This window comes from Lolliginicoccus suaedae (genome assembly GCF_008312885.1).
In the GTDB taxonomy this organism is placed as follows: domain Bacteria; phylum Actinomycetota; class Actinomycetes; order Mycobacteriales; family Mycobacteriaceae; genus Lolliginicoccus; species Lolliginicoccus suaedae.
Genome location: NZ_VSSO01000002.1, coordinates 409,226 through 431,284, shown reverse-complemented (window position 1 = coordinate 431,284; position 22,059 = coordinate 409,226). Strand labels below are relative to the sequence as shown.

22 protein-coding genes are annotated in these 22,059 nt (G+C 68.0%); 8 read left to right on the top strand and 14 right to left on the bottom strand.

Annotation, left to right across the window (positions count from 1 at the left end; translation table 11 throughout):
* The first annotated feature begins 551 nt into the window (after window positions 1-551).
* Both FXO18_RS07680 and FXO18_RS07675 read left to right on the top strand, forming a co-directional pair.
* Window positions 552-953, top strand: a complete 402-nt coding sequence (locus tag FXO18_RS07680; protein ID WP_149360488.1) for a VOC family protein — start codon at window positions 552-554, stop codon at window positions 951-953.
* An 18-nt stretch (window positions 954-971) separates the two neighbouring features.
* Window positions 972-1,760: an LmeA family phospholipid-binding protein gene (locus FXO18_RS07675; RefSeq protein ID WP_149360487.1), complete on the top strand. Its 789-nt coding sequence runs from the start codon at window positions 972-974 to the stop codon at window positions 1,758-1,760.
* Between the two features lie 98 nt (window positions 1,761-1,858).
* On the opposite strand, the gene FXO18_RS07670 is transcribed toward FXO18_RS07675, so the two are convergent.
* The gene (locus FXO18_RS07670) at window positions 1,859-3,049 is read right to left on the bottom strand and encodes a hypothetical protein (protein ID WP_149360486.1); all 1,191 of its coding nucleotides are present in this window, start codon (window positions 3,047-3,049) and stop codon (window positions 1,859-1,861) included.
* 79 nt (window positions 3,050-3,128) lie between these two features.
* On the opposite strand from FXO18_RS07670, the gene menE reads away from it, so the two are divergent.
* The 3 genes from menE (at window position 3,129) to FXO18_RS07655 (ending at window position 5,734) form a co-directional block, all read left to right on the top strand.
* Complete coding sequence (gene menE, locus FXO18_RS07665; RefSeq protein ID WP_149360485.1) at window positions 3,129-4,289, top strand: o-succinylbenzoate--CoA ligase; 1,161 nt, start codon at window positions 3,129-3,131, stop codon at window positions 4,287-4,289.
* 186 nt (window positions 4,290-4,475) lie between these two features.
* Window positions 4,476-5,345 (top strand): 1,4-dihydroxy-2-naphthoate polyprenyltransferase, encoded by an 870-nt coding sequence (locus FXO18_RS07660; RefSeq protein WP_149360484.1) that lies wholly within the window; start codon window positions 4,476-4,478, stop codon window positions 5,343-5,345.
* Window positions 5,346-5,380: 35 nt separating this feature from the next.
* Entirely contained in the window at window positions 5,381-5,734 is a 354-nt protein-coding gene (locus FXO18_RS07655; protein ID WP_187774244.1) for a DUF2568 domain-containing protein, read from the top strand.
* 64 nt (window positions 5,735-5,798) lie between these two features.
* Here FXO18_RS07655 and FXO18_RS07650 read toward each other — a convergent pair whose 3' ends face one another.
* The 6 genes from FXO18_RS07650 to FXO18_RS07625 form a co-directional block, all read right to left on the bottom strand.
* A complete protein-coding gene (locus FXO18_RS07650; protein ID WP_149360482.1) occupies window positions 5,799-6,179 on the bottom strand; it encodes a phage holin family protein in 381 nt (126 codons plus the stop codon).
* 552 nt (window positions 6,180-6,731) lie between these two features.
* Entirely contained in the window at window positions 6,732-7,301 is a 570-nt protein-coding gene (locus FXO18_RS07645; protein ID WP_149360481.1) for a hypothetical protein, read from the bottom strand.
* 472 nt (window positions 7,302-7,773) lie between these two features.
* Window positions 7,774-10,284: an FtsX-like permease family protein gene (locus tag FXO18_RS07640; protein WP_149360480.1), complete on the bottom strand. Its 2,511-nt coding sequence runs from the start codon at window positions 10,282-10,284 to the stop codon at window positions 7,774-7,776.
* Window positions 10,277-10,978, bottom strand: a complete 702-nt coding sequence (locus FXO18_RS07635) for an ABC transporter ATP-binding protein (protein WP_149360479.1) — start codon at window positions 10,976-10,978, stop codon at window positions 10,277-10,279. Before FXO18_RS07635 ends, FXO18_RS07640 begins: the two co-directional genes overlap by 8 nt.
* Window positions 10,978-12,117: an L-cysteine desulfhydrase Cds1 gene (cds1, locus tag FXO18_RS07630; RefSeq protein ID WP_149360478.1), complete on the bottom strand. Its 1,140-nt coding sequence runs from the start codon at window positions 12,115-12,117 to the stop codon at window positions 10,978-10,980. Before cds1 ends, FXO18_RS07635 begins: the two co-directional genes overlap by 1 nt.
* Complete coding sequence (locus FXO18_RS07625; RefSeq protein ID WP_149360477.1) at window positions 12,114-12,461, bottom strand: DUF4229 domain-containing protein; 348 nt, start codon at window positions 12,459-12,461, stop codon at window positions 12,114-12,116. Before FXO18_RS07625 ends, cds1 begins: the two co-directional genes overlap by 4 nt.
* 202 nt (window positions 12,462-12,663) lie before the next feature.
* Here FXO18_RS07625 and FXO18_RS07620 point away from each other — a divergent pair, with 202 nt between their 5' ends.
* A complete protein-coding gene (locus FXO18_RS07620; protein ID WP_149360476.1) occupies window positions 12,664-12,870 on the top strand; it encodes a BldC family transcriptional regulator in 207 nt (68 codons plus the stop codon).
* Between the two features lie 82 nt (window positions 12,871-12,952).
* Entirely contained in the window at window positions 12,953-13,171 is a 219-nt protein-coding gene (locus tag FXO18_RS07615) for a hypothetical protein (protein WP_149360475.1), read from the top strand.
* A gap of 110 nt (window positions 13,172-13,281) precedes the next feature.
* On the opposite strand, the gene FXO18_RS07610 is transcribed toward FXO18_RS07615, so the two are convergent.
* On the bottom strand, window positions 13,282-14,406 hold the full coding sequence (locus tag FXO18_RS07610; protein WP_149360474.1) for a MinD/ParA family ATP-binding protein: 1,125 nt from the start codon (window positions 14,404-14,406) through the stop codon (window positions 13,282-13,284).
* A 228-nt stretch (window positions 14,407-14,634) separates the two neighbouring features.
* Here FXO18_RS07610 and FXO18_RS07605 point away from each other — a divergent pair, with 228 nt between their 5' ends.
* Window positions 14,635-15,729, top strand: a complete 1,095-nt coding sequence (locus FXO18_RS07605) for a calcium/sodium antiporter (protein WP_235900565.1) — start codon at window positions 14,635-14,637, stop codon at window positions 15,727-15,729.
* Window positions 15,730-15,855: 126 nt separating this feature from the next.
* Here FXO18_RS07605 and ccsB read toward each other — a convergent pair whose 3' ends face one another.
* From ccsB to hemL, 6 genes are all read right to left on the bottom strand, one after another.
* Window positions 15,856-16,836, bottom strand: coding sequence for a c-type cytochrome biogenesis protein CcsB (gene ccsB, locus FXO18_RS07600; protein ID WP_149360472.1), 981 nt, complete (start codon window positions 16,834-16,836; stop codon window positions 15,856-15,858).
* Between the two features lie 33 nt (window positions 16,837-16,869).
* On the bottom strand, window positions 16,870-18,465 hold the full coding sequence (resB, locus tag FXO18_RS07595; protein ID WP_235900527.1) for a cytochrome c biogenesis protein ResB: 1,596 nt from the start codon (window positions 18,463-18,465) through the stop codon (window positions 16,870-16,872).
* 86 nt (window positions 18,466-18,551) lie between these two features.
* The gene (locus tag FXO18_RS07590) at window positions 18,552-19,385 is read right to left on the bottom strand and encodes a cytochrome c biogenesis CcdA family protein (protein WP_149360470.1); all 834 of its coding nucleotides are present in this window, start codon (window positions 19,383-19,385) and stop codon (window positions 18,552-18,554) included.
* Complete coding sequence (locus FXO18_RS07585; RefSeq protein ID WP_149360469.1) at window positions 19,382-19,981, bottom strand: TlpA disulfide reductase family protein; 600 nt, start codon at window positions 19,979-19,981, stop codon at window positions 19,382-19,384. Before FXO18_RS07585 ends, FXO18_RS07590 begins: the two co-directional genes overlap by 4 nt.
* Complete coding sequence (locus FXO18_RS07580) at window positions 19,978-20,643, bottom strand: histidine phosphatase family protein (RefSeq protein ID WP_149360468.1); 666 nt, start codon at window positions 20,641-20,643, stop codon at window positions 19,978-19,980. The genes FXO18_RS07585 and FXO18_RS07580 overlap by 4 nt, the downstream gene beginning before the upstream one ends.
* Window positions 20,644-20,674: 31 nt before the next feature.
* On the bottom strand, window positions 20,675-22,009 hold the full coding sequence (gene hemL / locus FXO18_RS07575) for a glutamate-1-semialdehyde 2,1-aminomutase (protein WP_149360467.1): 1,335 nt from the start codon (window positions 22,007-22,009) through the stop codon (window positions 20,675-20,677).
* Window positions 22,010-22,059 lie beyond the last annotated feature (50 nt).

Genomic DNA, 22,059 nt, shown 5'->3' with positions numbered 1-22,059 from the left:
CGCGCGCCACCAGAGACAGGCAACGACAGCGGGCTATCACTGTCCTGACCCGCAGCAAGGATTACGCTCATCGGAAGGCCGAGCCGACGTTGATCGCCGTGGTCCCTGACTGCTACCTCGCCAAGCAGTCCTCAATCCGAAGGACAAGCTCGTCAGATCCATCGAGGCTCGCCCAACTGCCGAAGTCGCAGGTAGGCGGCTTCAGCGGCGTGTAACCGTGCCTGCCGGGCGACGCGCCGGGCAAGCCCGGGACCACCGACGCTCGCGCACAATCCGACTGGCTGCTGAACCGCGTCGACCGATACGTTCGAGCATCTCGACACCACCCGGACTGGTATCCCAAGAGTTCCCCCCCAAGGCTCTGGCTGTGAACCTGATTGCACCTCCCGAACGAGCGCCAGGGACACGAAAAGGCGCGCCACCGCCAGTGTCGGCATCCACTACAATCGCGATACACTCCTCCGCCACGTCACTGGCGCGCTCTCCAAGCTGGCCGGCGAATGTGCCGGAGTCCGCCGACCCAACCGCCACTAGCAGAGGAGGCTGGCCCCATGGACATCCTGAGCAGCCGCATCATCCTGCGCCCCCGCGACCCCGCCGCGACGCTGCGGTTCTACCGGGACGTCCTGGGGCTAGCCACCTACCGCGAGTACCCCGGCGGCACCGTCCTCTTCGCCGGGCAGAGCCTCATCGAGATCGCCGCCCACGGCCACGACCCCTGCGCCGGAACATTCGGCGGAGCGCTCTGGCTCCAGGTCCGGTCGCTGGCCGAAACCACCCGCCAGCTCGAGGAGCGCGGCGCCACCATCACCCGCGAGGCCCGCACCGAGCCCTGGGGTCTCATCGAGATGTGGACAACCGACCCTGATGGCACCCCCATCGTGCTCGTCGAGATCCCCGCCGACCATCCCCTGCGCCGCGATCAGCGGCCACCCGCGAGCCCCGCCACCTAGAGCCGCCATACTTACCCCATGAGCGGCCCGCGACTCTTCGGCGAATGGCTGCCGAAGCGAGAGCTGGACCGGCTGCTCGCGCTCGGCAAATCACTGCGCCCACCCGTGCCCACCACCCCCGGGCAGCTCCTCGAGCTCATCGTGCGCATCGCCACCGACCGCCTCCTCGGCAGGCGCCTCACCCTCCGCAGCGGCAGCATCGACGTCGCCTTCACACCCGTCGAGATCAGCAGCAACCTCCGCACCCTCGACCTCGCCACCGGCTCCCTCAGCGAGATCCGCCTCACCGCCAACCACGTCCGCTGGCGATCCACCACCCTCCACCAGGTGCAAGTCATCTGCCGCGGCGTCCGGCTCCGCTCCCTGCCCGCCCCCTACCTCGTCGCGGAGCGCGTAGACCTCCGCATCACCGTCACCAGCACCGAAGTGCACCACTGGGTCAAGCAAGTAGCCCCCGACATCGACGTCACCATCACCGACCGCGGACGCATCCACGCCCGATGGGCCCGCCGTCCCCTGCTCGGCCACATCGAGCTCCGCGCCACCGCCGGCGAATCCGTCATCTACCTCGACCCCGTGGGCATCCACCTCTGGCAGCGCAGCCTCCCCCTCGCCCACCGCATCCGGCCCTTCGCCGTCACCATCCCCGACCTCCCCCACGGACTCCGGCTCACCAGCATCGACACCGGCCCGGGCGAGCTCATCCTCCACGGCGTCACCGACCGCGCCCGCGAGCGCCTCGCCATGATCTCGCTCACCGAGATGCTCGCCCTCGTCACCCGGCTCGTCGACCAGATCACTGGGTGAAGGGCTTAGGGGTTGCGCTGCCGGGGATGGTCCCGCGAATGGAAACTCTTCCCGGTTGAGGCGGGAATAGTTTCCACTGGCGGCGCGGCCCTAACCCGCTACTCCTCCCGCCCGCGCGGGTAACGGGCGTGCAGCAGGCGGGCGCGGAGCACGGCGCAGGCGAAGATGACAGCGATGCTGTCGGGCTGCGACTCTCCGGGATGGAGGATGCCGAGTGCCTCGAGCTCGTGGCGGAGCTTGCCGAGGGTGCGCGAGGCGGCCCGCACAGGTGCTTCGCTGATGCCGTCGTGCCAGCCTTCCTCGGTGAGGAGCGCGTCGGCGAGGAAGTGCGCGTCCATGGTGGTGGTGCCGCGGGCGGTGCTGGCCAGCGAGATCATGAGTGCTTCGGCGATGATGGCCTCGGGCGCGTAGCGGGTTCCGATCCACTCGTGGACGAGGGTGTCGAGCACGTCGTCGATGGAGAGGCTGCGGGCGCGTGCTCGAAGGGTGGTGCGCCCGTGGGCGCGGTGGACGAGCCCGAGTCGTTGCAGGACGAGGCGGAGCTGGCGCTCGCCACTGTCTTCGATGCTGGTCCCTCGATGCTCGCCGAGTTCCTGCAGGTACCGGTACGCGGTGCGCGCGGCGTGGAGGGGGACGACCCGGGCGGCATGGATGACGCTGGCGAGCTCGTCGTAGAGGGCGGCGCGGGTCGGCGACAGGGTGGACCACAGGTCGATGCGGCAATCGAGCAGTTCGTCGAGGAGTGTGTGGCCGTCGTGGCCGGTGGCGAGGACGGAGTGGGTGATCGATTCGCGGTGGGGCCGGCTGAGCGAGGGGCGTCCGGTGGTGGCGAAGCCGTCGGTGATGGTGGCGACCTCGAGGGTGGCGGCGATGCGGTCGATGATGTCGAGCTCGCTGATGGTGCAGATGGATTGCCAGGAGACGAGGCGGGTGTCGGGGGGCGCGACGCCGGATGCATGCATGCGCTCGTAGAAGGCGGGTTCCCAGGCCTCGTCGGTGTCGATGGCGAGCAGGTCGCGGGTCTCGTCGCTGCGGGCGATGGCAGCGTAGCGGGCGAGGCCGATGCGGTCGAGGAGGTCGGCGAGGGCCTGGCTGCGCGCCCAGGCACGTTCGGTACCGAGATCGAGGCGGCGGATAGTGGCCCAGCAGTACTGCTGGACGCTGGCCTGGATGGGCCCGCCCGGCGGGGAGAGCGCGACGAGCTCGTGCCATGCGGACTCGGCGTCCGCTGCGATGGCGGGGTCATCAGCATCGAGCGCGCTGATGGCTGCCGCGACTGACTCGTCCACATACCCAATGTATCGCTGCGAGGACCTGCTGTCCCCCCGGCGAATGCCTGGCCACGTCCCGGATGGCAGCATCATTGCCATGGCCTCTCCCGATCCCCTGCCGATACCCGCGGGAATGGGGGCGCTGGGTGTTCTTGATGATCTTGCTGCGGCTCTCGCTGGCCGCGCGACATGGCTCCCGGTGCCCGAGAATGATCGGCGGGTATCCTCGCGGCTGCGGGAGGCGATGGCTGGGCACGTGCTCCCTTCTGATCGGCAGACCGCCATCGTCGTCGCCACCTCCGGCACCACGGGCACCCCGAAGGGCGCGATGCTCTCGCCCGCGGCTCTGCATGCCAGCATCGCGGGCACCCATGCCCGGCTCGGTGGTCCGGGCCGCTGGCTGCTCGCTTTGCCTCCGCATCATGTGGCGGGGCTGCAGGTGCTCCTGCGAAGCCTGGTCGCCGGGACCACGCCAGAAGTTCTCGATGTGGCGGGGGGCTTCTCCACCGAGGCATTCGCCGAGACGACGGAACGGATGCTCGCCGGGCCTGGCCCCTGCTACACCTCGCTGGTGCCGGGGCAGGTGCGCAAGATCCTTGAGGAACCCCGTGCCCGCGCCGCGCTCGCTGGGCTCGATGCTGTTCTCGTCGGGGGTGCTGCATTGCCGTCGGCCGTCCGGGATGCAGCACGGGCAGCGGGTGCGCGCCTCGTGCGGACCTACGGGATGAGCGAGACCTGCGGTGGCTGTGTCTACGACGGCCTCCCGCTCGACGGCGTGCAGGCGCGCATCGACGAGGGCCGCATCGTCCTCGGTGGTGCCACGCTCGCGCACGGCTATCTCAACGCGCCCGCCCATGCCGCGTTCGCCGAGCCAGGCTGGTTCCGCACCGACGACGCCGGCGAGCTCCGCGGTGGCACGCTCACCGTGACCGGCCGACTCGATGAGGCGATCACCAGTGGTGGTCTCACCGTGGTTCCGCAAGTGGTCGAGCGCGCCCTCGGCACTCATCCCGCGATCACTGAGTGCGCGGTGGTGGGCCTCGATGATGATCGGCTTGGACAGCGCGTTGCTGTCGCGATCATCCTTCGCCCTAGCATGCCGGAGCCAACGCTTGAGCAGGTGCGCGATCATGTGACGGCTCAGCTCGGGGCGCATGCGGCTCCCCGCGAGCTCCACATCGTGACTGCCCTCCCCCACCGTGGACCGGGCAAGATTGACCGGCGCGCACTGCGCGAGCAGCTCATGCTTCGGGGCTAGCCGCGCCCGCCGCACACGCGATAGAAACCGCGGGAAGCCCAGGTCAGCTTCTATCGCGTTTACCGGTCTCCGGTGCTTTTGCCGCCAGACAGCCGCCAGGAAGTCGCCGGGCAACCCCTGGCCCACCGCCACCTGCCCCGCGCGCCCAAGCTGCGTCCTGCCCGCCAATGCTGATTAGATCAAGGCATGGCATCGGTAGCTGAATGGATCGAGGGGGCGCGCCCGCGCACGCTCCCGACCGCGCTGGCCCCCGTGATCGCTGGCACCGGCGCGGCGGGCGCCGTGGGCGGCGTCGTGTGGTGGAAGGCCCTGCTCGCGCTGATCGTCGCGGTGGCGCTGGTGCTCGGGGTGAACTTCGCCAACGACTACTCCGATGGAATCCGCGGCACCGACGATGATCGCGTGGGTCCCATGCGGCTGGTCGGATCCGGTGCCGCGGCCCCGGCGCTGGTCAAGATGGTCGCGTTTGCTTGCTTCGGCGTGGCGATGCTGGCTGGTCTCGTGCTCGCCGCCACCACCGCCTGGTGGATCGTGCTGGTGGGGCTGCTGTGTGTCGCCGGAGCATGGTTCTACACCGGCGGTTCCCGGCCCTATGGCTACCTGGGCTACGGCGAGGTAGCGGTGTTCGTGTTCTTCGGGCTCGTGGCGGTGCTCGGCACCGAGTTCGTGCAGACCGGATCGGTGACGCTCGTGGGCCTGTGGTGCGCGATCGGCATCGGCTCGCTGACCACCGCGGTGCTCGTGGCGAACAACCTGCGCGACATCCCCACTGATGAGGTGGCGGGCAAGGTGACGCTCGCGGTGCGCCTCGGGGATCGCCGCACCCGGCGGCTGTATCTTGCCCTCGTGGTCGTGCCGTTCCTGCTGTGCATACCGCTCGCGCTGCAGCATCCCGCCGCGCTCCTCGGCCTCGTCGCCATTCCCATGGCCCTACGGGCCTACATCCCGGTGCGCTCGGGGGACACCGGCCTGGCGCTGATCGGGACGTTGCGCGACACTGGGCTGGCGTTGCTCGGCTGGGCGATCCTCGTCACCGTTGGGCTCAACGCCGGATGAGTTCCGGTCCGGTCTTGTCGAAAGGGAACCCTTCCATGCTGATCACCGCCGCTGTCGGCGCGCTGCTCCTGCTCCTGCTGGTCACCGAGTTCATCGCCGTCGTCGCGGTCGGCGCGTACGCCTTCTCGCTTGGAGGCTCCGATGCGACGGGTGCAGCGCTCGCGATCGCTGCCGTGCTTCTCATCGCGGCACTGTGGTGGGCATACGCCTCGCCACGGTCCTACTACGACCTGCCGCCCGCCCGCATCCTCGTCAAGCTCGCGCTGCTCGCCGCGGCCACCTACTCCATCTGGATGCTGTGGGGCACAGTGTGGGGCATCGCGTTCGCGGCGGCATGGATCGTGGTGCACCTGCTCGCGGAGTCACCGATCCTGCCAGCGAACGAATAGCGGGGCCAGACCAGTTCAGGCCCGGCCCCGCTCTAGGCGTGCTCAGCTCTTGGCGTGCTCAGCGCTAGGCGCGATCGGGGACGATCATGCCGAGCACCAGGTTGACGACGGCGATGAGCAGGCCGCCCCAGAACGCTGCGCCGAAGCCGGCGATGATGAGGCCGAAGTCGAGGTAGCTGGTGATCCACTCGGTCAGCAGCAGCATGAACGCGTTGATGACCAGCAGGAACAGCCCCAGCGTGATGATGATCAGCGGCAGGGAAAGCAGCTTGATCACCGGCTTGATCAACATGTTGATCAGCGTGAAGATCGCGCCGATCGCCACGATGAACAGCACGTTCTCGGTGGTGGTCTCGCCGGGCGTGTACAGGTCGATGCCCGTGATCCACTCGGCCGCGAGCCAGATCGCGAACGAGTTGATCGCCAGGGTCAGCAAGAAGATCATGGACCCATCGTGGCATGGCGCTGGCCGATATGCCCGGTCCAGTCGGCAGCATCACACAGAGGCGCGGTCGGGGCGGGCGCGGGGTAGAAGCACGGGAATCCGTCAAACGCGATAGAAACCGACCTGGGGTTTCCGCAGCTTCTATCGCGATTGCGGCTACAGCCACCAGTATAAGGTCGCATCACTCAAGGGCCCCGCGAGCCACGAGCGCCCGGCGGCCACCCCGCCCCGCTACTCGGCCGCGACGGCGCCCAAGTGTCCATCCGGCCCGCCCGCCAGGCAGGCACGAGCGCACCAGCCAGCGCAAGCACAAGGGCGGCGAGAATGTAGTGCTCCGCGATGGGCACGATCTCCGACTTAATGCCTAGCTGCCATCGAGTTCGAGGTTGCCCATGACTTAAACAGTTCGATCTTCCCTCAACTGAGATCGAGCTCTACCACCCTTGGCAAACTGAAGAATTTCCGAATACCTACCACACGCCTACAACTGGATACAGGACCATTATGGCACGCAATATTGCCATAGAGACGGGCCTTCGATAGAACCAACCGCTATCCCTCATGACTGGCAGAATTGATAGCATTCGAGACATTCTCGTCCGCGCTTCGCACCAGCAAGATCCACGATTCCACAACGCCTGAAAACACCAACCAGAGACACAGCCAAGATACGACCAGAAGGCCACAATCGATCCCGAAAACGAGCCCTCGAATCGCTATGACTACCAGCGCTGAGTATATTGGCGCCGAAATAATAAAGCTCCCGTGTATGTATAACCATTCGACTACTTTGAACGCCCAAAAATCGTCCGAGTCGCACAACTTCATCTTGAAAGAATGCCCCAAGCTGCGCAAGCGTTTGAAGTACCAAGCAATTGCACACAACCCAATCAAACTAGGAAGCAGCGCCCCCACCTGCCAATTGTGGACCGGATGGATTGCCGTCACGCTGATCGCTAGCGGCGTCAGCAACTCAATGAGAGCCAGAACCGCAAGGAAAGGGCCGGTCGGATTGTCCTTCCATCGCTTCATCCCCACCTGAAGAGCCACGAACATCAGGGCGAAGATTGAGCCCGTCACAGCTGCGATAATCGAGAAATAGTTGATCCACACCGAGTCCATCAGGTTCCTTACAGTGAAAGGCTAAGCAGGGATGGAAGATGCTGCCGGTCAACTCTCGAATCTACCTCAGCAGTGGCCACACGATTACACGTTTGCACGAACTTATTACATCGCATGCTCAGCGCCTGACCGCATGATGAATAGGCCCACTCAGGGCAACGCCGTCGCAATCCCCACCTTGATGTCGAACTCCTTTACTGCAGTGCACGCACACCCACCGGATTGCGAACTGACCATATAAGGAGGGCGGCACGGTCCAACACTGCCTGTCCCACTAGGTTCGAGCCACACCTGGCGCACCGAGACTGGTACAGGTCGACGTCGGACACCAGCGAAGCAGGCTAGGTGGTGTGGAAATCCGCCCGTAAACTTCTACTGCCCTGCCTTGGCCTTCGTGGTTCCCGATGCCTGCTAGGACATCGGCGCTACATCGCAGACTCATAGCAACATCCAGCAGAAACAACCCGCCCCGCTACTCGGCCGCGACTGCGCTGAGGATGTCCATCCGGCCCGCCCGCCACGCGGGCACGAGAGCACCGGCGAGCGCGAGAGCCAGGGCGGCGAGGGCATAGAGCCCCGCCACGGGCACGATCTCGTAGTTGATGCTCACCGCGGTGGTGCCCGAGAGCGCCACGGTGGCGAGGTAGTGCAGCGCGCCGCCGAATAGCAGTCCCAGGAAACCACCGACAATGCCGACCGCGACGGCTTCGACGAGCACGGTGCGCGCGATGAAGCGTCGGCTCGCCCCCATTGCGCGCAGCACGCCGAGCTCGCGGCGCCGGTCGAGCACCGACAGCATGAGGGTGTTGAGCAGCGCCACGGCCGCCACGAGGGCAACGATCCACTGCACGCCCACCGCGAGCGCCCCGGCCTGCTCGGTGGCTCCCCGCGCCGCGCCATATGCCTCGGCGCCCGTCTCGAGGAACACCCCGTCCGGGAGCTGCTCGCGCACGGCAGCGATCACGGTCGCGGCATCGGCCGCATCAGCCACCTGGACCTCGAGGAACGTCGCGCCTGGTCGCTCGTACCATTGCTGCATCATCGGCAGCGGCATCGCGAGCATCCCCGATCCCACCGAGAGGTAGTCGATGACGCCGATGATCGGAGCGGAGCGGGCACCGCTGGGGGTGGCGAGCTCGACGGCATCGCCGGTATCGAGCCCAATCTGCCGGGCGAGCTGCCGGGACAGGACGATGCCCTCGCCCCGGTGCAGGGCTTGCCGCAGGGATTCGTCCATGGCGCGCACGGCTGGAGCGGTGGTGCCGGGCATCGCCCCGAGAACCATCGCTTTGAGCGGTGCGCCGTCGGGGCTGCTGATGTTGGCATATGCCCACTGCCCCTCTGTGACGCTGCCGATCCCCGTGGCCTGGTCCAGGACGTCGTAGGCCGCCTCGGGAACGACGGGACCGGCGGGGACGACATCGACGGGCGTGGTGGAGAGGTAGAAGTCCGCATCAGCGAGGGGAGCGACGAGGTCGCCGGAGGAATCGACGAGGTTGCGCATGGATCCGGTGGTCGAGACGGCGACCGCGACGGCGATCATGACGGTCACGGCGGTGGCCCACACGCGGCGGGGCGCGCGGGATGCGGACTCGGAGGCGAGCCTGCCGGGTGCCCCTCCACGCAGGGCCAGCCAGGCGGTGGCTCCGCTGATGCCGCGGATCACGCCGTAGCACAGGGCAAGTCCTCCGGCGGCGAACAGGGCGCTCGCGACGAGGGCGCGGCGGTCCTCGAACTGGAAGGCCATCGCGAGCGCAAGCAGCATGACGGCGATGCCGCCGAGCGCGGCGGTCCTCGTCCAGGGCTGGTGGTCGCCCTCCGCGGTGATCACATCCGCGGGCTGCAGCGCCTCGACCGGTGCCACGGCGAACACTTGCCGCGCGGCGACAGCGGATGCTGCCACGCTGGCGAGGATGCACAGCAGGACCGCGATGATGGGCGCGTACCACTGCACGGCGAAGGTGATCTCGGTGCTGAACGATTGCAGCAGCACGGGCGGTATCCGGCCAACGGCGAGGCCGCCCATGAGCGCGCCGAGGGGAACTCCGAGCACGCCGCCGACGGCACCGAGGAAGGCTGCCTCGCCGATGAGGCCGCGGACGATGGTGCCGCGCCGCGCGCCGACCGCCCGCAGCGTGGCGATGGCGGGCCGGCGCTGCGCGACGGTCATGTTCATCGAGTTGAAGACGAGGAAGGCAGCAACAACGAGCCCGATCATCGCCACGATCAGCGTGGAATCACGGGTCAGGGCGATGGCCGAGCTGGCCTGGGCGGTGCGGAACCCAGGCTCGGCAACGAGTGCCTCGCCGTCGATGGCCTGCTCGATGCGCTCGCGGGTGGCGGCCGCATCGGCACCGGGCTCGAGGAGGACGAACACCGAATCGAGGATGCCCTCGCGGCCCGCGAGGCGCTGCGCCACGGGAAGCGCGGTGACCAGGAAGTTTCCGCCGTTGATCGCTGCCGCATTGGGGGTGCCGAGCACCTCGATGACGGTCGCGGTGCCGCCGGGCAGCTCGATCCGATCGCCCACCGTGGCACCGATGCCAGGGCCGGCGAGGACTCCGTCAGCGAGGAGGTCGGCGGGCGAGGCTTCGAGGCCCTCGGCGATCATGCTGCCGAGCCGGGCGGCGCTGGCATCGCTGCCGAAGAGCAGTGTTGTTCCGCTATCGGCTGTCGGGACGGGGGTCCACACCATCGGCACTGCCGCATCGACCCCGTCCACGACGCGCACCCGGCCCACGACGGTGTCGTCGAACCCGGTGTCGGTGATGGCGGTGATCTCGAGGTCGGCATCACCGGCGATGGTGGCGGACAGGTCGCCCACCGATCCGGTGAGGGATCCGTAGGTGGAGAGCACCGAAACGATGAGCGCGGAGGAGACCGCGATGACGGCCGTGGAGATCGCGGCGCGCACCGGTCGTGCCCAGAGCTCGCGCAGGTGCAGCAGCCACCAGCGGTCGAGGTGCGCGCGAACGCTAGCCATCGGCGTGCTCGAGGCGCCCGTCGCGCATCGTGAGGACGAGGTCGGTGCGATCGGCGGCGGACCTGTCGTGGGTGACCATCACGACGAGCCGGTTGGTGCTGCTGTGCGCGATGTCGGTGAGCAGGTCGAGCACTCCGCTGCCGGTGCGGGAGTCGAGGTTGCCGGTGGGCTCGTCGGCGAGGATGACCGGGGGGTCGTTGATGAGGGCGCGGGCGATGGCGACGCGCTGCATCTGCCCGCCGGAGAGCTCCGCGGGCCGGTGGTCCACACGGTCGGCGAGCCCCACTCGTTGCAGCAGCGCGATGGCGTCGTCGCGGGCGGTGGAGAGGGCCTGCCCGTCGAGGAGGCGGGGCACGGCCACGTTCTCCCAAGCGGTGAGGGTGGGCAGGAGGTTGAAGAACTGGAACACGAAGCCGATGTGGTGGCGGCGGAACTCGGCGAGCTGGGTATCGCTGTAGGCGCCGATGTCCTGGCCGCCGACGGTGACCGTGCCGGAGGTGGGGGTATCGAGCCCGCCCATCAGGTGCAGCAGGGTGCTCTTGCCCGCGCCGGACGGGCCGACGATGGAGACGAATTGCCCGCCGGCGAGGTCGAGGTCGACGCCGTCGAGGGCGCGCACGATCTCCTCGCCGAGGCGGTACTCGCGCACCACCTTGTGGAAGCGCACTGCCGGATCGTTGCCGCTGCTGGTCATCAGTGCCGCTCCCCCGCATCCGTTCCTCCGGGTGCCCATTCCCCCGTCGCGAGGAAGTGCTCGATCGCTTCGGTGGGCCCGGTGAGATCGAGGCCCTCGCGGGCTACCCAGTCGTCGTCGAAGTAGGTGCCCGCGTACCGGTCCCCGCCGTCGCACAAGAGGGTGACGACGCTGCCGCTGCGCCCCTCGGCGATCATGCGGGAGATCAGCGCGAAAGCACCCCACAGGTTGGTGCCGGTCGATCCGCCGACAAGTCGGCCCAGGTGGCGCGAGGCGAAGCGCATTGCGGCAATGGAGGAGGCGTCGGGCACGCGCACCATGTGATCGACGACCTCGGGCACGAACGATGGCTCGACCCGCGGCCGCCCGATGCCCTCGATGCGTGATCCGCAGGTCTCGGTGAGTCCTCGCTGCCCGGTGGACCAGGCGTCGAGGAACACCGAGTGCTCGGGGTCGACCACGCACAGCCGGGTGGCATGCCGCTTGTAGCGCAGGTAGCGACCCATGGTGGCGCTGGTGCCTCCAGTGCCCGCCCCCACGACGATCCACTCCGGCACGGGATGCTCCTCGAGCTCGAGCTGCTGGAAGATCGATTCGGCGATGTTGTTGTTGCCCCGCCAATCGGTAGCCCGCTCGGCGTTGGTGAACTGGTCGAGGTAGTGCCCGCCGCACGCATCGGCGAGGCGCTGCGCCTCGCGGTAGATCTCCCCGGGCTCGGAGACGAAGTGGCATTCACCGCCCTGCGCCTCGATCAGCGCGATCTTCGAAGGGCTGGTGGTGGCGGGCATGACCGCGACGAAGCGCAGCCCGAGCAACCGCGCGAAATAGGCCTCGGAGACGGCGGTCGAGCCCGAGGATGCCTCGATGACGGTGGAGCGGTCGTGGATCCATCCGTTGCACAACCCGTAGAGGAACAGCGATCGCGCGAGGCGGTGCTTGAGGCTGCCGGTGATGTGGGTGGACTCGTCCTTGAGGTAGAGCTGCACGCGTGCCGCCGAGCCGGGCCACTGCTCGGGCAGCGGGTATCGCAGCAAGTGGGTGTCGGCGCTGCGCTGCGCGTCGGCCTCGATGAGGCGCACCGCGTTGTCCGCCCATTCCCGGTCGCGCGGGGCCCGGGAACCGTGGCGCGGTGGGATCATTCTCCGCCCGTATCGCCCTGCTGCGCTCCCCGCAGGCGTGCCTCGAGGTCCGCGCGCTGCTGGCGGCGCTGCGAGTCCAGCGCCGCGATGCCCGCGTTGATGCGCTGGCGCAGAGGCTTGAACAGCACGAAGGACAGGGGCATGGCGATGAGGACCGCGAAGAGCAGCGCGACGAGGAGATAGACCTGGACCCCGACGAGCATGCCCGCGCCGATGATGACCCCGGCGATGAGGGCCGCGAGGAGGAGCCTCGCGACGGTGAACAGGATGATGTCGCGGACGAGGGTGCCCTTGGTGTGCTGGCGCTGCGGCGATGCCTGGGATGACGAAGACGAGTTGCTCACGGCTCAAGGCTACCGAGTACTGTCGCGCTGGCTCGGCCCGCCATCCTTCGCGGGCCGGAGTAGAGGCCCTCCGCGAGCGCGGGAAAATGCCCGCTTAGTCCCTTACCTCCGCTTTACCAACATCGTACCGTTCGAGTACCTGGCACCCGCGGTGCCACTATTGATCAAAGTTCATCCGGTCACAAACCGAAGGAGCACGGAAATGACTGTCATTGGATTCGAGACCAACGAGCGACTGCTCACCCCCGGCCAGGTCGCGTCGCTGTTCAGCGTCGACCCGAAGACCGTTTCCCGCTGGGCGCTCGCCGGACGGCTCGGATCGCTGCGCACCCCTGGCGGGCACCGTCGCTTCCGCGAGTCCGAGGTCCGCGAGCTGCACGCTCGACTGACCTCCGAGGCGCACCGCTGACCCCACGCTGGAGCCCGGGCCAGGGCCATCCTGGCCCGGGAAGCACCGCACCGCTACTCTCGTAAGGAGAAGGAGGTGCGTCATGCTGTGGATCCTGGCCATTCTGGGGCTGATCCTGCTCACTGTGCTCTTGTGGCGTGCTTTCGGACCCACCTTGCTCGGGCGGACGGACAATACCCCCCGAACGGTCGGCCCGGACGATGATCCCGAGTTCCTGTGGCGGATCAAGAGGGACTTGAGCAAGGAACGTCCGGCCGACCCGAAGCGGACCGACCCGCAGAACGAGAGCGGCGAGGCATAGGGAAGCGGGAATGTGGGACGGCCCACGCGGTCGAGATGTGCGTTGCACGATGAAGCGGTGGGGAGCTTGTGCTCCCCACCGCTTCTGCATGTCCAGCTCTGGGTGCCGGTCTAGCCCTTGCGCGCGCTGCCGAACCCGCTCGCCAGCGTTGCTGCGAGCTCCATCAGCGCGAGCTTCGTGGCGGGGCGCAGGCGCTCCATGTCGATCTCGGCGCCCTCCTCGAGGTGCGGGTCGAACGGCAGCATCCGTACTGCTCGGCTGCGCTTGCTGAAGTGCTGCACGACCTTGTCGAGATCGACCTTGCCAGCCTTGGGGCGGGCAGCATTGATGACGGTGATCGACTTGGCGACGAGGTCGGCGTGGCCGTGGGCCTCGAGCCAGTCCATGGTGGCCGAGGCGCTGCGGGCGCCATCGACCGATCCCGAGCTGACAATGATCAATGCATCAGCGCTATCGAGCACGCCGGACATCGCCGAGTGCATGAGCCCGGTGCCGCAGTCGGTGAGCACGAGGTTGTAGAACCGCTCGAGAACATCGAGTACCTCGTGGTAGTCCTTGGCGCTGAAGGCCTCCGAGACGGCGGGATCGCTGTCGGACGCCAGCACCTCGAGCCGGCTCGTCGCTTGCGAGGTGAAGGCGCGGACGTCGCTGTAGCGCTGGATATCGGCGCCCTGGCGGAGCAGGTCACGCACGGTGGCCTCGGTGCCGAGGGGCAGCTTGTTGCTCAGGGTTCCCCGGTCCGGGTTCGCGTCCACCGCGATGACCCGGTCGCCGCGCAGGGAGGCGAACGTGGAGCCGACGGCAGCAGTGACCGTGGTCTTGCCGACACCGCCCTTGAGGCTGAGCACGGCGATCTTGTGGCAGCCGTACAGCGAGCCCCGGATTTCCGCGGTCAGCTCGGCGATCCGGGCTTCCTTCTTGCCGTCGCCCAGATTGACGGAGCCGCCGGTGCAGGAGTAGACGGCCTTCCGCCAGCCGCGCCGTGGTGCTGGCTTGACCGGCTTGAGCAGGACCTCGCTGGAGAGATCCCAGGAGTTCGGGCTGCTCGAGGATGCCCCTGGGCGGCTGAAGAGATCCGTGGAGGCCGCTGCTTTGGCATCGGAATCCTTGCTGGATGCGCTTGGCGCGGCCTTGGGTGCCGGTGCAGCTCGCCCGGCCTGGTCGTCGGACCAGATGCCGTCGGCGTTGCCCTGCACTGGATCGTTCTTGTACGCATGGCTGACCTGACTGGTCATCGCCACCTCCCCCTGAAGCGCGTGAACTGAATGATGGAAGCGACAATCCCCCGATTGGTCGCCGCTATTGAGTAAGCACCATCGGACGCCCCCGCGCAACCCCTCCCGAAGCGGCCTCCCACATCATGAGATCAACAGCAGGGACGTGAAGAGCCTTCCCGGAGTCCGCCCAGCTCCAGGCAGCGAGCCACCGAACCGCCCGCGTGCTACCGTTGCAGCGTGAGCGTGATGACTCTATTGTCGCTGGTAGGAGGCCTAATCCTCCTCGTCGGCGGCGGAGAACTGCTTGTCCGGGGCGCGACGTCGCTCGCCCAGAGCATCGGCATGTCCGCGCTTGTCGTCGGACTCACCGTCGTGTCCTTCGCAACATCCGCGCCCGAGCTCGCGGTCAGCACCGGCGCCGCGCTCAACGGCTACCCCGGCCTCGCGATCGGCAACGTGGTGGGCTCCAACATCGCCAACATCTTCCTCATCCTTGGCGTCGGTGCCCTCCTCGCCCCTCTGGTCGTGACCTCCCGGATCGTGCGGACCGACATCCCCGTGATGATCGGGTTCTCGCTGCTGTTGCTCGGGCTCGCGCTCGACGGCGCGATCAGCCGGATCGACGGCCTGATCCTGCTGGCACTCCTCGTGGCCTACCTGGTGGCGCTAGTCACTGCCACCCGGAGCGACCCGGGCGACCGTGAGGAACCAGTCTCCGATGCCAGCCCGGCACCCGGCAGCGCCCCTTCCCGGTCGCGCGCGAAGCAAGCAGCCATGAGCACGCTGCTGGTGCTGATCGGGGTAGGGATGCTCGTCGCCGGGGCGCAGCTGCTCGTGCATGGCGCCACCACCATTGCCTCGGCCTTCGGCCTCAGTGATCTCGTCATCGGCCTCACCGTGGTTGCCATCGGGACGTCCTTGCCGGAGCTCGCTACCGCTGTCATCGCCGTCCGCAAGGGGCAGGTCGACCTTGCTGTCGGAAATGTGGTGGGCAGCAATATCTTCAACATCGGCGCCGTGCTCGGCATCACCGCAGTGGTGGCGCCCAGCGGGATCGACGTCGTGCCCGGTGCGGTGGGCTTCGACCTGCCCATCATGATCGCGGTAGCACTCGTGCTGCTCCCGGTCGCCTTCACGGGTCTCGCGGTGGCCCGCTGGGAGGGCGGGGTGTTCGTGGCCTTCTACGTCGCCTACCTCGGCTACCTCGTGCTCGATGCCACTGATCACGATGCGCTCGAGCCGTTTGGCGCGGCCATGCTGTGGTTCGTCATCCCCATCACCGCGTTCTGGCTGCTCCTGCTCGCGGTGCACGAAGCACGCAAGAGGCTCGCCCGCGCGTAGGGGATCGAGCGGGATCTGCCCGAGCGGGATCTGCTAGCCATTGTCACGCGACACGCCGCGACACGGGCTCGAGAACGTGACATTGACCAGCAGATTTGGCAGAGGCGGGCAGCCCCGCTCGCCCCGCTAGTTCAGTCCGGCGTAGGAGTGCAGCCCGGAGATCACCATGTTGATGAAGAACAGGTTGAACACGATCGCTAGGAAGCCCACGACGTTGATCCAGGCGGCCTTGGCATCCCGCCAGCCAGCAGTGGCGCGGGCATGCAGGTATGCGGCGTAGACCACCCAGGTCACGAACGACATGGTCTCCTTGGGGTCCCAGCCCCAGAACCGGCCCCACGCTGCCTCGGCCCATACCGCACCGAGGATGACGCCCAGCCCGAAGATGGGGAACGCCACGATCGTGACGCGGTAGGCGATGCGGTCGAGGGTCCGCGCCTCCGGGAGGCGGCTCGCGATGCGACCGCGCACTCCCCCGGGACGGGCATCCTCGGTGCGACCCTCGATGAGCGCGTAGCGGACGAGGAACATCAGGCTCGCGACGCCCGAGACGAGGAACAGGCCACTGCCGAGCACGGCGAGCGAGACGTGGATCGGCAGCCAGAACGACCTCAGCGCTGGCACCACGGGGGCGGAGTCGGCGTACAGCACGGTTCCCGCGACGAAGACCAGCGCCACGACGGGCGCGAGGATGAAGATCCAGAGCGGGCGATGCTCGGGCTTGCGGACGAAGACGAGGCCCCCGACGACAGTGGCGAGCACCATGCCGGAGACGAACTCGTACATGTTGCCGAGCGGGAACCTGCCCGCCGAGAATCCCCGGAGCACGATGGAGGCGAGCTGGAACACCGCGCCGAGGATGACGAGGGCATAACCCATGCCGCCGAACTTGTCGAACCAGGTCCGTTGCGCGGGCCGCGCCGGAGCTGGCGAGCGCGAAGCCCCCGAGGCGCCAGCGGTCACGCCGGCGAGCTCGCGCTGCTGCGAGGCACGCACGCGCGAGGTGGCGTACTGCCCGGCGAACATCACCATGGCGAGCACGTAGATGGCGAAAGCAACCTGGAAGGCGCCATCGCTCCAGCGCGCGAGCTCAGGATCCACGTTCATTCGGCACTCCAGTTTCTCGTGTTGCCTGTTGCGCTAGGCATTGCGGCCATCGTCACCGCTATCGGAACGGCGCAGCCCGAGCTCCTCGACGAGCTCGTCGAACTCGTTGCCCCACCCGGCCTGGTCGGTGCGGGCCAGGCCACCCATCTCTACTACAGTACGTCGTTCATCGTCGCCGGGGCCTGCTGGTCCTTCCCCGATGCGGACCCAGACCCGGCGGCGGGTGATCGTCAGCGACATCAGCAGGCCCAGTGTCATCGTCACGGCCGAGACGAGCACCCACTTCTGCGCGGGATCATGCGATACCTGCAGCGATACCCATTCCTCGGCCCCGTCGAAGCGCACCTCGGTGCCGTCGTCGAGGATCTCCGACTCCCCGGGGTACAGGTTGACCCGCGCCTCGCGGACGAGGCGGTCCTGCTCGATCATCGATTGATCGAGCGCGAAGATGCTCTGTGGCTTGCCAGTGTCGAGCCCGGTATCGCCGCGATAGATGTCGATGGCCACGGCGGGGTCGAGCATCGCGGGGAACGACGAGGTGAGCAGCGTGCCGTCAGGGAAGGCCGCGGTGGGCGCGAACAGGCCCTCGATGGCGATCTGGTTCTTCCGCCGCTCGGCATTGTCCTCGTACAGCCCACCGGGCGGATCGAAGCGCATTGCCCCCGAGCTGAGGAAAGTCGTGGCCTCCTCCGGCGCGAACTGCAGGGTCTCAGTGCGCTCCTCCCCATTGGGGAAAGTCACGGTGAAGGTGGGCGCGAATCCATGGCCGATCAGGTACACGCGATCGCCCTCGATGCGCAGCGGCTCGTTGACGCGCAGCCGATAGGGGCGCCAGGTGCCCGTGACGAGATCCTCGCCCGCCTGGTACTCGATGTTGGAGGTGAACATCTCCGCCTGGCCAGTGGGCAGGTAATCAGCCTGGAAGTCCTTGACACGGACGCAGAACTGCGCCAGATCAGTGCCGTCGACGTCGAGGCCCGCGCGGAACGAGTCATACACCGCGGGGCTCGCGCTGCAGAAGCCTGGCCCGTCATCGGCGATGACAATGACCGAGCCCTCGTAGCCGAGGACGCGACCGATCGCCACGGTGGCGAGGACGCAGACCAGCGCGACGTGGAAGACCAGGTTGCCGAGCTCGCGGGAGTGGCCGCGCTCCGCCGAGATCTCGATGACACCGCCCTCGCGACGGATGCTGGTGCGCCACCGTCGGAACAGGTGCTCCGCCCGGCCAGCGACCTCCTCGGCCGGGGCGCCAGCGGTACCAACGGCGTGGCGGGGCAGCCGCGCGAGGTTGCGGGGCACGCGCACCACGGGTTGCCGCATGGCGCGCCAGTGATCAGCCGCGCGAGGCAGGATGCAGCCCACCAGCGAGATGAACAGCAACGCGTAGATCGCGGTGAACCAGAAGCTGCTGAAGACGTCGAAGAAGCCGAGCGTGTCGAGGACCGGACCGATAGTGGGCCGGTCAGCGATGTATTGCGCCACCTTCTGCGAGTTGAGGCTGCGCTGCGGCAGCAGCGCGCCCGGCACGGCCGCGAGGGCGAGCAGGAACAGCAGCACCAGAGCGGTGCTCATGCTGGTGAGGCTCCGCCACAGGTTCCGTAGCGTGGCCAAGGCCTTGCGTAGCACTCATCCTCCCCATTCCCGGGCGCGCGCACTGTGGCGGGCGCCTCGTTCCCCGTCGATCAATGGTTGCTCATCTGTGTGGTGGCCCATCAGATCGGCAGCACCGTATCGGTGATGAACGCATCGCGCGCCCAGCCGACGAACAGCTCCCACGCACCGGTGACCAGGGCAACGCCGACGGCGATGAGCATGATCCCGCCTATCACCTGCACCAGCCTCGCGTTGCGGCGCAGCCAGCCGACACCGCGGAGGGCGGCGGTCGAGCCGAAGGCCAGGATCACGAAGGGCAGTCCGAGCCCCATGCAGTAGGCGATGATGAGGATCACGCCGCGGGTGGCGGTCGTGCCCTCGGTGCCGGCGGCGAGCGAGATCACCCCGGCCAGCGTCGGGCCCAGGCACGGTGTCCAGCCCAGGCCGAAGATCCCGCCGAGGACGGGTGCCCCGAGCAGGGACGTGAAGCGCCGCGGCGAGAATCGTGCCTCTCGCTGCAAGGCCGGGATCAGTCCGAGGAAGACCAGCCCCATGAGGATCGTGACGACCCCGCCGACGCGCTGGAGCAGCTCGCGATTGAGGCTCAGGGCCCCGATCATGCCGAACACCGATGCCGTCGCGAGGACGAACACCACGGTGAAGCCCCCGACGAACAGCGCTACGGCCCCGGCCACGCGCCATCGGGTGCGATCCCGGATCGTAGTGAGGGTCGTCGTGCCGCTGGCTTGCTCGACCGTCGCCGGAGGTGCCTCGGCACCGACCAGTCCCGCTAGGTAGGAGAGGTAGCCCGGCACGAGGGGGATGACGCACGGCGAGGCGAACGAGACGAAGCCCGCGAGCACCGCGACAACGATCGCGGCCAGCATGGGCCCGGCGACAGCGGTATCGCGGAAGGTCTCGCCGATGGACGCGGCGAGGAGCACGGTGGTCATTCGGCCGCCACCCGCTCGACCACCGGCTGGAGATCCTCGGCGAGGAGGTCCTTGAGGAACACAGCGGCGACGCGGTGCTCCCGGTCGAGGACCACGGTCATGGGCACGACGCTCGTGGGGATGCCGCCCAGCGCGAGGAGGGTCCGCATCGGCGGATCGTAGATGGAGGGAAAGGTGAGGCCGAAGTCCGTGATGAAGTCCTGCGCCTTGTCGATCTGCCGGTCCCGGACGTTGATGCCGATGAGCTGCACGCCGAGATCCTTGGTGTTGTCGTAGACCTCTTGCAGCTGGGGCATCTCGGTGCGGCAGGGCGCGCACCACTGGCCCCATACGTTCAGCACGACGACCTCGCCCGCATAGTCCGAGAGGGCGATGGTCTCCTCCGGCTGCATCACCGAGGGACCGGAGATCGCGCCCGCCGTGCCGCGCTCGGCGGGCGGATCATAGAAGATCTCGGTCTGCCCGCCCGGGGAGACGAAGTTGAAGGTGCCCCCGTAGACGACGGCATCATCGCCGGAGGCACAACCCACGAGCAGCGAGCCAGCCAGGGCTGCCGCAGCGGCCCAGGTCCAGCGTCGCGGGGAACGCGGTCTCATGCCCCCGTCACCGTGGGGTCCGAGGCTCCCGCCGGCTCGGAGTACACGATGTCGATCAGCTCATCGCCCTCGTAGACCAGGGAGGTCAGCGACGCCAGCGAGCACTGCCGATGGCGCGGATCGTGCCAGAGCCGCTGCCCCTGCAGGAACCGCCGCAACGACCACACTGGTAGCTGGTGGCTCACGCAGACCGCCTCGTGGCCGGAAGCATTGGCGCGAGCAGTGTTGACCGCGGCCAGCATGCGGTGCGCGATCTGCAAGTAGGGCTCGCCCCAGGATGGCGTGAACGGATCGCGCAGCTTCATCCAGTGCCGCGGGCGGCGCAGCGCGCCATCGCCGACCGAGACGCGCAGGCCCTCGAACTGGTTGTCCGCCTCGATGAGGTCCTCATCGGTAGCGACCTGGAGCCCATGCTCCTCGGCGATCGGTGCCGCGGTCTGCTGCGCGCGCAGCAGCGGGGACGCGACGACATGGGTGATGTCATGGCCAGCGAGGGCCTTGCCGACGAGCCGTGCCTGGTCCTGGCCGGTCTCCGAGAGCCGGAAGCCGGGAAGGCGGCCATAGAGGATGCCGTTGGGGTTGTGCACCTCGCCGTGGCGCACGAGATGCACGATCGTGCGGATGTCGCTCGAGCGCGCGCGGTCATTGCTGGGGTCGGTCACGTCTCATCCTCCTAGAGCGGATGTCGTCCTGTCAGGCCTTAACGGGCTCGGGCGGTGTCGCGGCCGCCGCGGCCTCCGCCGCTGCTGGCACCGCTCGCGCGATCACCTCGAACGCCTCGTCATCGAGGGCAGCCGAGACGAACCATGCCTCGAACGCGCTCGGTGGCGCATACACGCCCCGGTCGAGGAGGGCATGGAAGAACGCCGGATATCGCCACGTCTCGCTCGCCTTCACCTGTGCATAGTCTTGCACGGAATGATCGGTGAAGAACACGCTCACCATAGTTGCCGCTGATTGGACATGGTGCGCGATGCCCACGGCATCGAGGGCATCGGCGAGCAGCTCGCGCAGCGCGGCGTGGTTGCGCCGCAGCGCCGCATACACCTCGGGGGTGGCGTGGCGCAGCGTCGCGAGCCCGGCAGCGACGGCCACCGGGTTCCCCGACAACGTCCCGGCCTGGTAGACCGATCCGCTCGGAGCGAGGTGCGCCATGATGTCGGCCCGGCCACCGAACGCCGCTGCCGGCAGGCCTCCGCTCATGACCTTGCCGAACGTATAGAGATCACCGGCCACGCCGTCGATGCCGTGCCAGCCGGATGCGCTGACGCGGAAGCCGGTCATCACTTCATCCATGATGAGCAGCGCGCCGTTCGCGTGGCAGGTCGCGCGCAGACCCTCGTTGAACCCGGGCAGCGGCGCGACCGCGCCCATGTTGCCCGCCGCTGCCTCGGTGATCACCGCGGCGATCTCGCCCTCGTGCCGGGCGAACGCCTCGCGGACTGCGCCGAGATCGTTGTAGGGCAGCACGATGGTGTCGGCCGCCTGCGCGCCGGTGACGCCCGGCGAGGTCGGCAGGGCATAGGTCGCGACGCCGGAGCCCGCGTGCGCGAGCAGGGAATCGACGTGCCCGTGGTAGCAGCCAGCGAACTTGATGATCTTGCTGCGCCCCGTGAAGCCGCGGGCCAAACGCACCGCGCTCATCGTCGCCTCCGTGCCCGAGTTGACCAGCCGCACCTGGTCAACCGGCTCCACGCGGCGCACGATCTCCTCGGCGAGCTCGACCTCCCCCTCGGTGGGTGCTCCGAACGAGGTGCCCTTGAGGGTTGTCTCGCGCACGGCCTCGACCACGGCGGGGTGGGCATGCCCCAGGATCATCGGCCCCCAGGAGCAGATCAGGTCCACATAGCGATTGCCATCGACATCCACCAGCCAGGGCCCGCGCGCCTCCTTGATGAACCGGGGCACTCCCCCCACCGCGCCGAACGCGCGCACCGGCGAGTTCACTCCGCCGGGGATCACGCGGGAGGCACGGTCGAAGAGCTGGGCGGAACGGGGCACGTGGGCGTGGTCGTGGGGCTCGGTCACGGCTACCAGTGTTCCAGCTTCGCGCGCGGACGTCGACGACGGGGTGTAGT

Excerpts from the sequence above, each read along its gene's own strand:
- FXO18_RS07590 (WP_149360470.1), bottom strand. The coding sequence starts at position 19,385 with ATGACCACCGTGCTCCTCGCCGCGTCCATCGGCGAGACCTTCCGCGAT.
- FXO18_RS07635 (WP_149360479.1), bottom strand. The coding sequence starts at position 10,978 with ATGACCAGCAGCGGCAACGATCCGGCAGTGCGCTTCCACAAGGTGGTG.
- FXO18_RS07615 (WP_149360475.1), top strand. The coding sequence starts at position 12,953 with ATGCTGTGGATCCTGGCCATTCTGGGGCTGATCCTGCTCACTGTGCTC.
- FXO18_RS07640 (WP_149360480.1), bottom strand. The coding sequence starts at position 10,284 with ATGGCTAGCGTTCGCGCGCACCTCGACCGCTGGTGGCTGCTGCACCTG.
- FXO18_RS07680 (WP_149360488.1), top strand. The coding sequence starts at position 552 with ATGGACATCCTGAGCAGCCGCATCATCCTGCGCCCCCGCGACCCCGCC.
- menE (WP_149360485.1), top strand. The coding sequence starts at position 3,129 with ATGGCCTCTCCCGATCCCCTGCCGATACCCGCGGGAATGGGGGCGCTG.
- FXO18_RS07645 (WP_149360481.1), bottom strand. The coding sequence starts at position 7,301 with ATGGACTCGGTGTGGATCAACTATTTCTCGATTATCGCAGCTGTGACG.
- FXO18_RS07605 (WP_235900565.1), top strand. The coding sequence starts at position 14,635 with ATGACTCTATTGTCGCTGGTAGGAGGCCTAATCCTCCTCGTCGGCGGC.
- FXO18_RS07675 (WP_149360487.1), top strand. The coding sequence starts at position 972 with ATGAGCGGCCCGCGACTCTTCGGCGAATGGCTGCCGAAGCGAGAGCTG.
- FXO18_RS07610 (WP_149360474.1), bottom strand. The coding sequence starts at position 14,406 with ATGACCAGTCAGGTCAGCCATGCGTACAAGAACGATCCAGTGCAGGGC.
- FXO18_RS07620 (WP_149360476.1), top strand. The coding sequence starts at position 12,664 with ATGACTGTCATTGGATTCGAGACCAACGAGCGACTGCTCACCCCCGGC.
- FXO18_RS07655 (WP_187774244.1), top strand. The coding sequence starts at position 5,381 with ATGCTGATCACCGCCGCTGTCGGCGCGCTGCTCCTGCTCCTGCTGGTC.
- FXO18_RS07660 (WP_149360484.1), top strand. The coding sequence starts at position 4,476 with ATGGCATCGGTAGCTGAATGGATCGAGGGGGCGCGCCCGCGCACGCTC.
- FXO18_RS07585 (WP_149360469.1), bottom strand. The coding sequence starts at position 19,981 with ATGAGACCGCGTTCCCCGCGACGCTGGACCTGGGCCGCTGCGGCAGCC.
- FXO18_RS07650 (WP_149360482.1), bottom strand. The coding sequence starts at position 6,179 with ATGATCTTCTTGCTGACCCTGGCGATCAACTCGTTCGCGATCTGGCTC.
- cds1 (WP_149360478.1), bottom strand. The coding sequence starts at position 12,117 with ATGATCCCACCGCGCCACGGTTCCCGGGCCCCGCGCGACCGGGAATGG.
- ccsB (WP_149360472.1), bottom strand. The coding sequence starts at position 16,836 with ATGAACGTGGATCCTGAGCTCGCGCGCTGGAGCGATGGCGCCTTCCAG.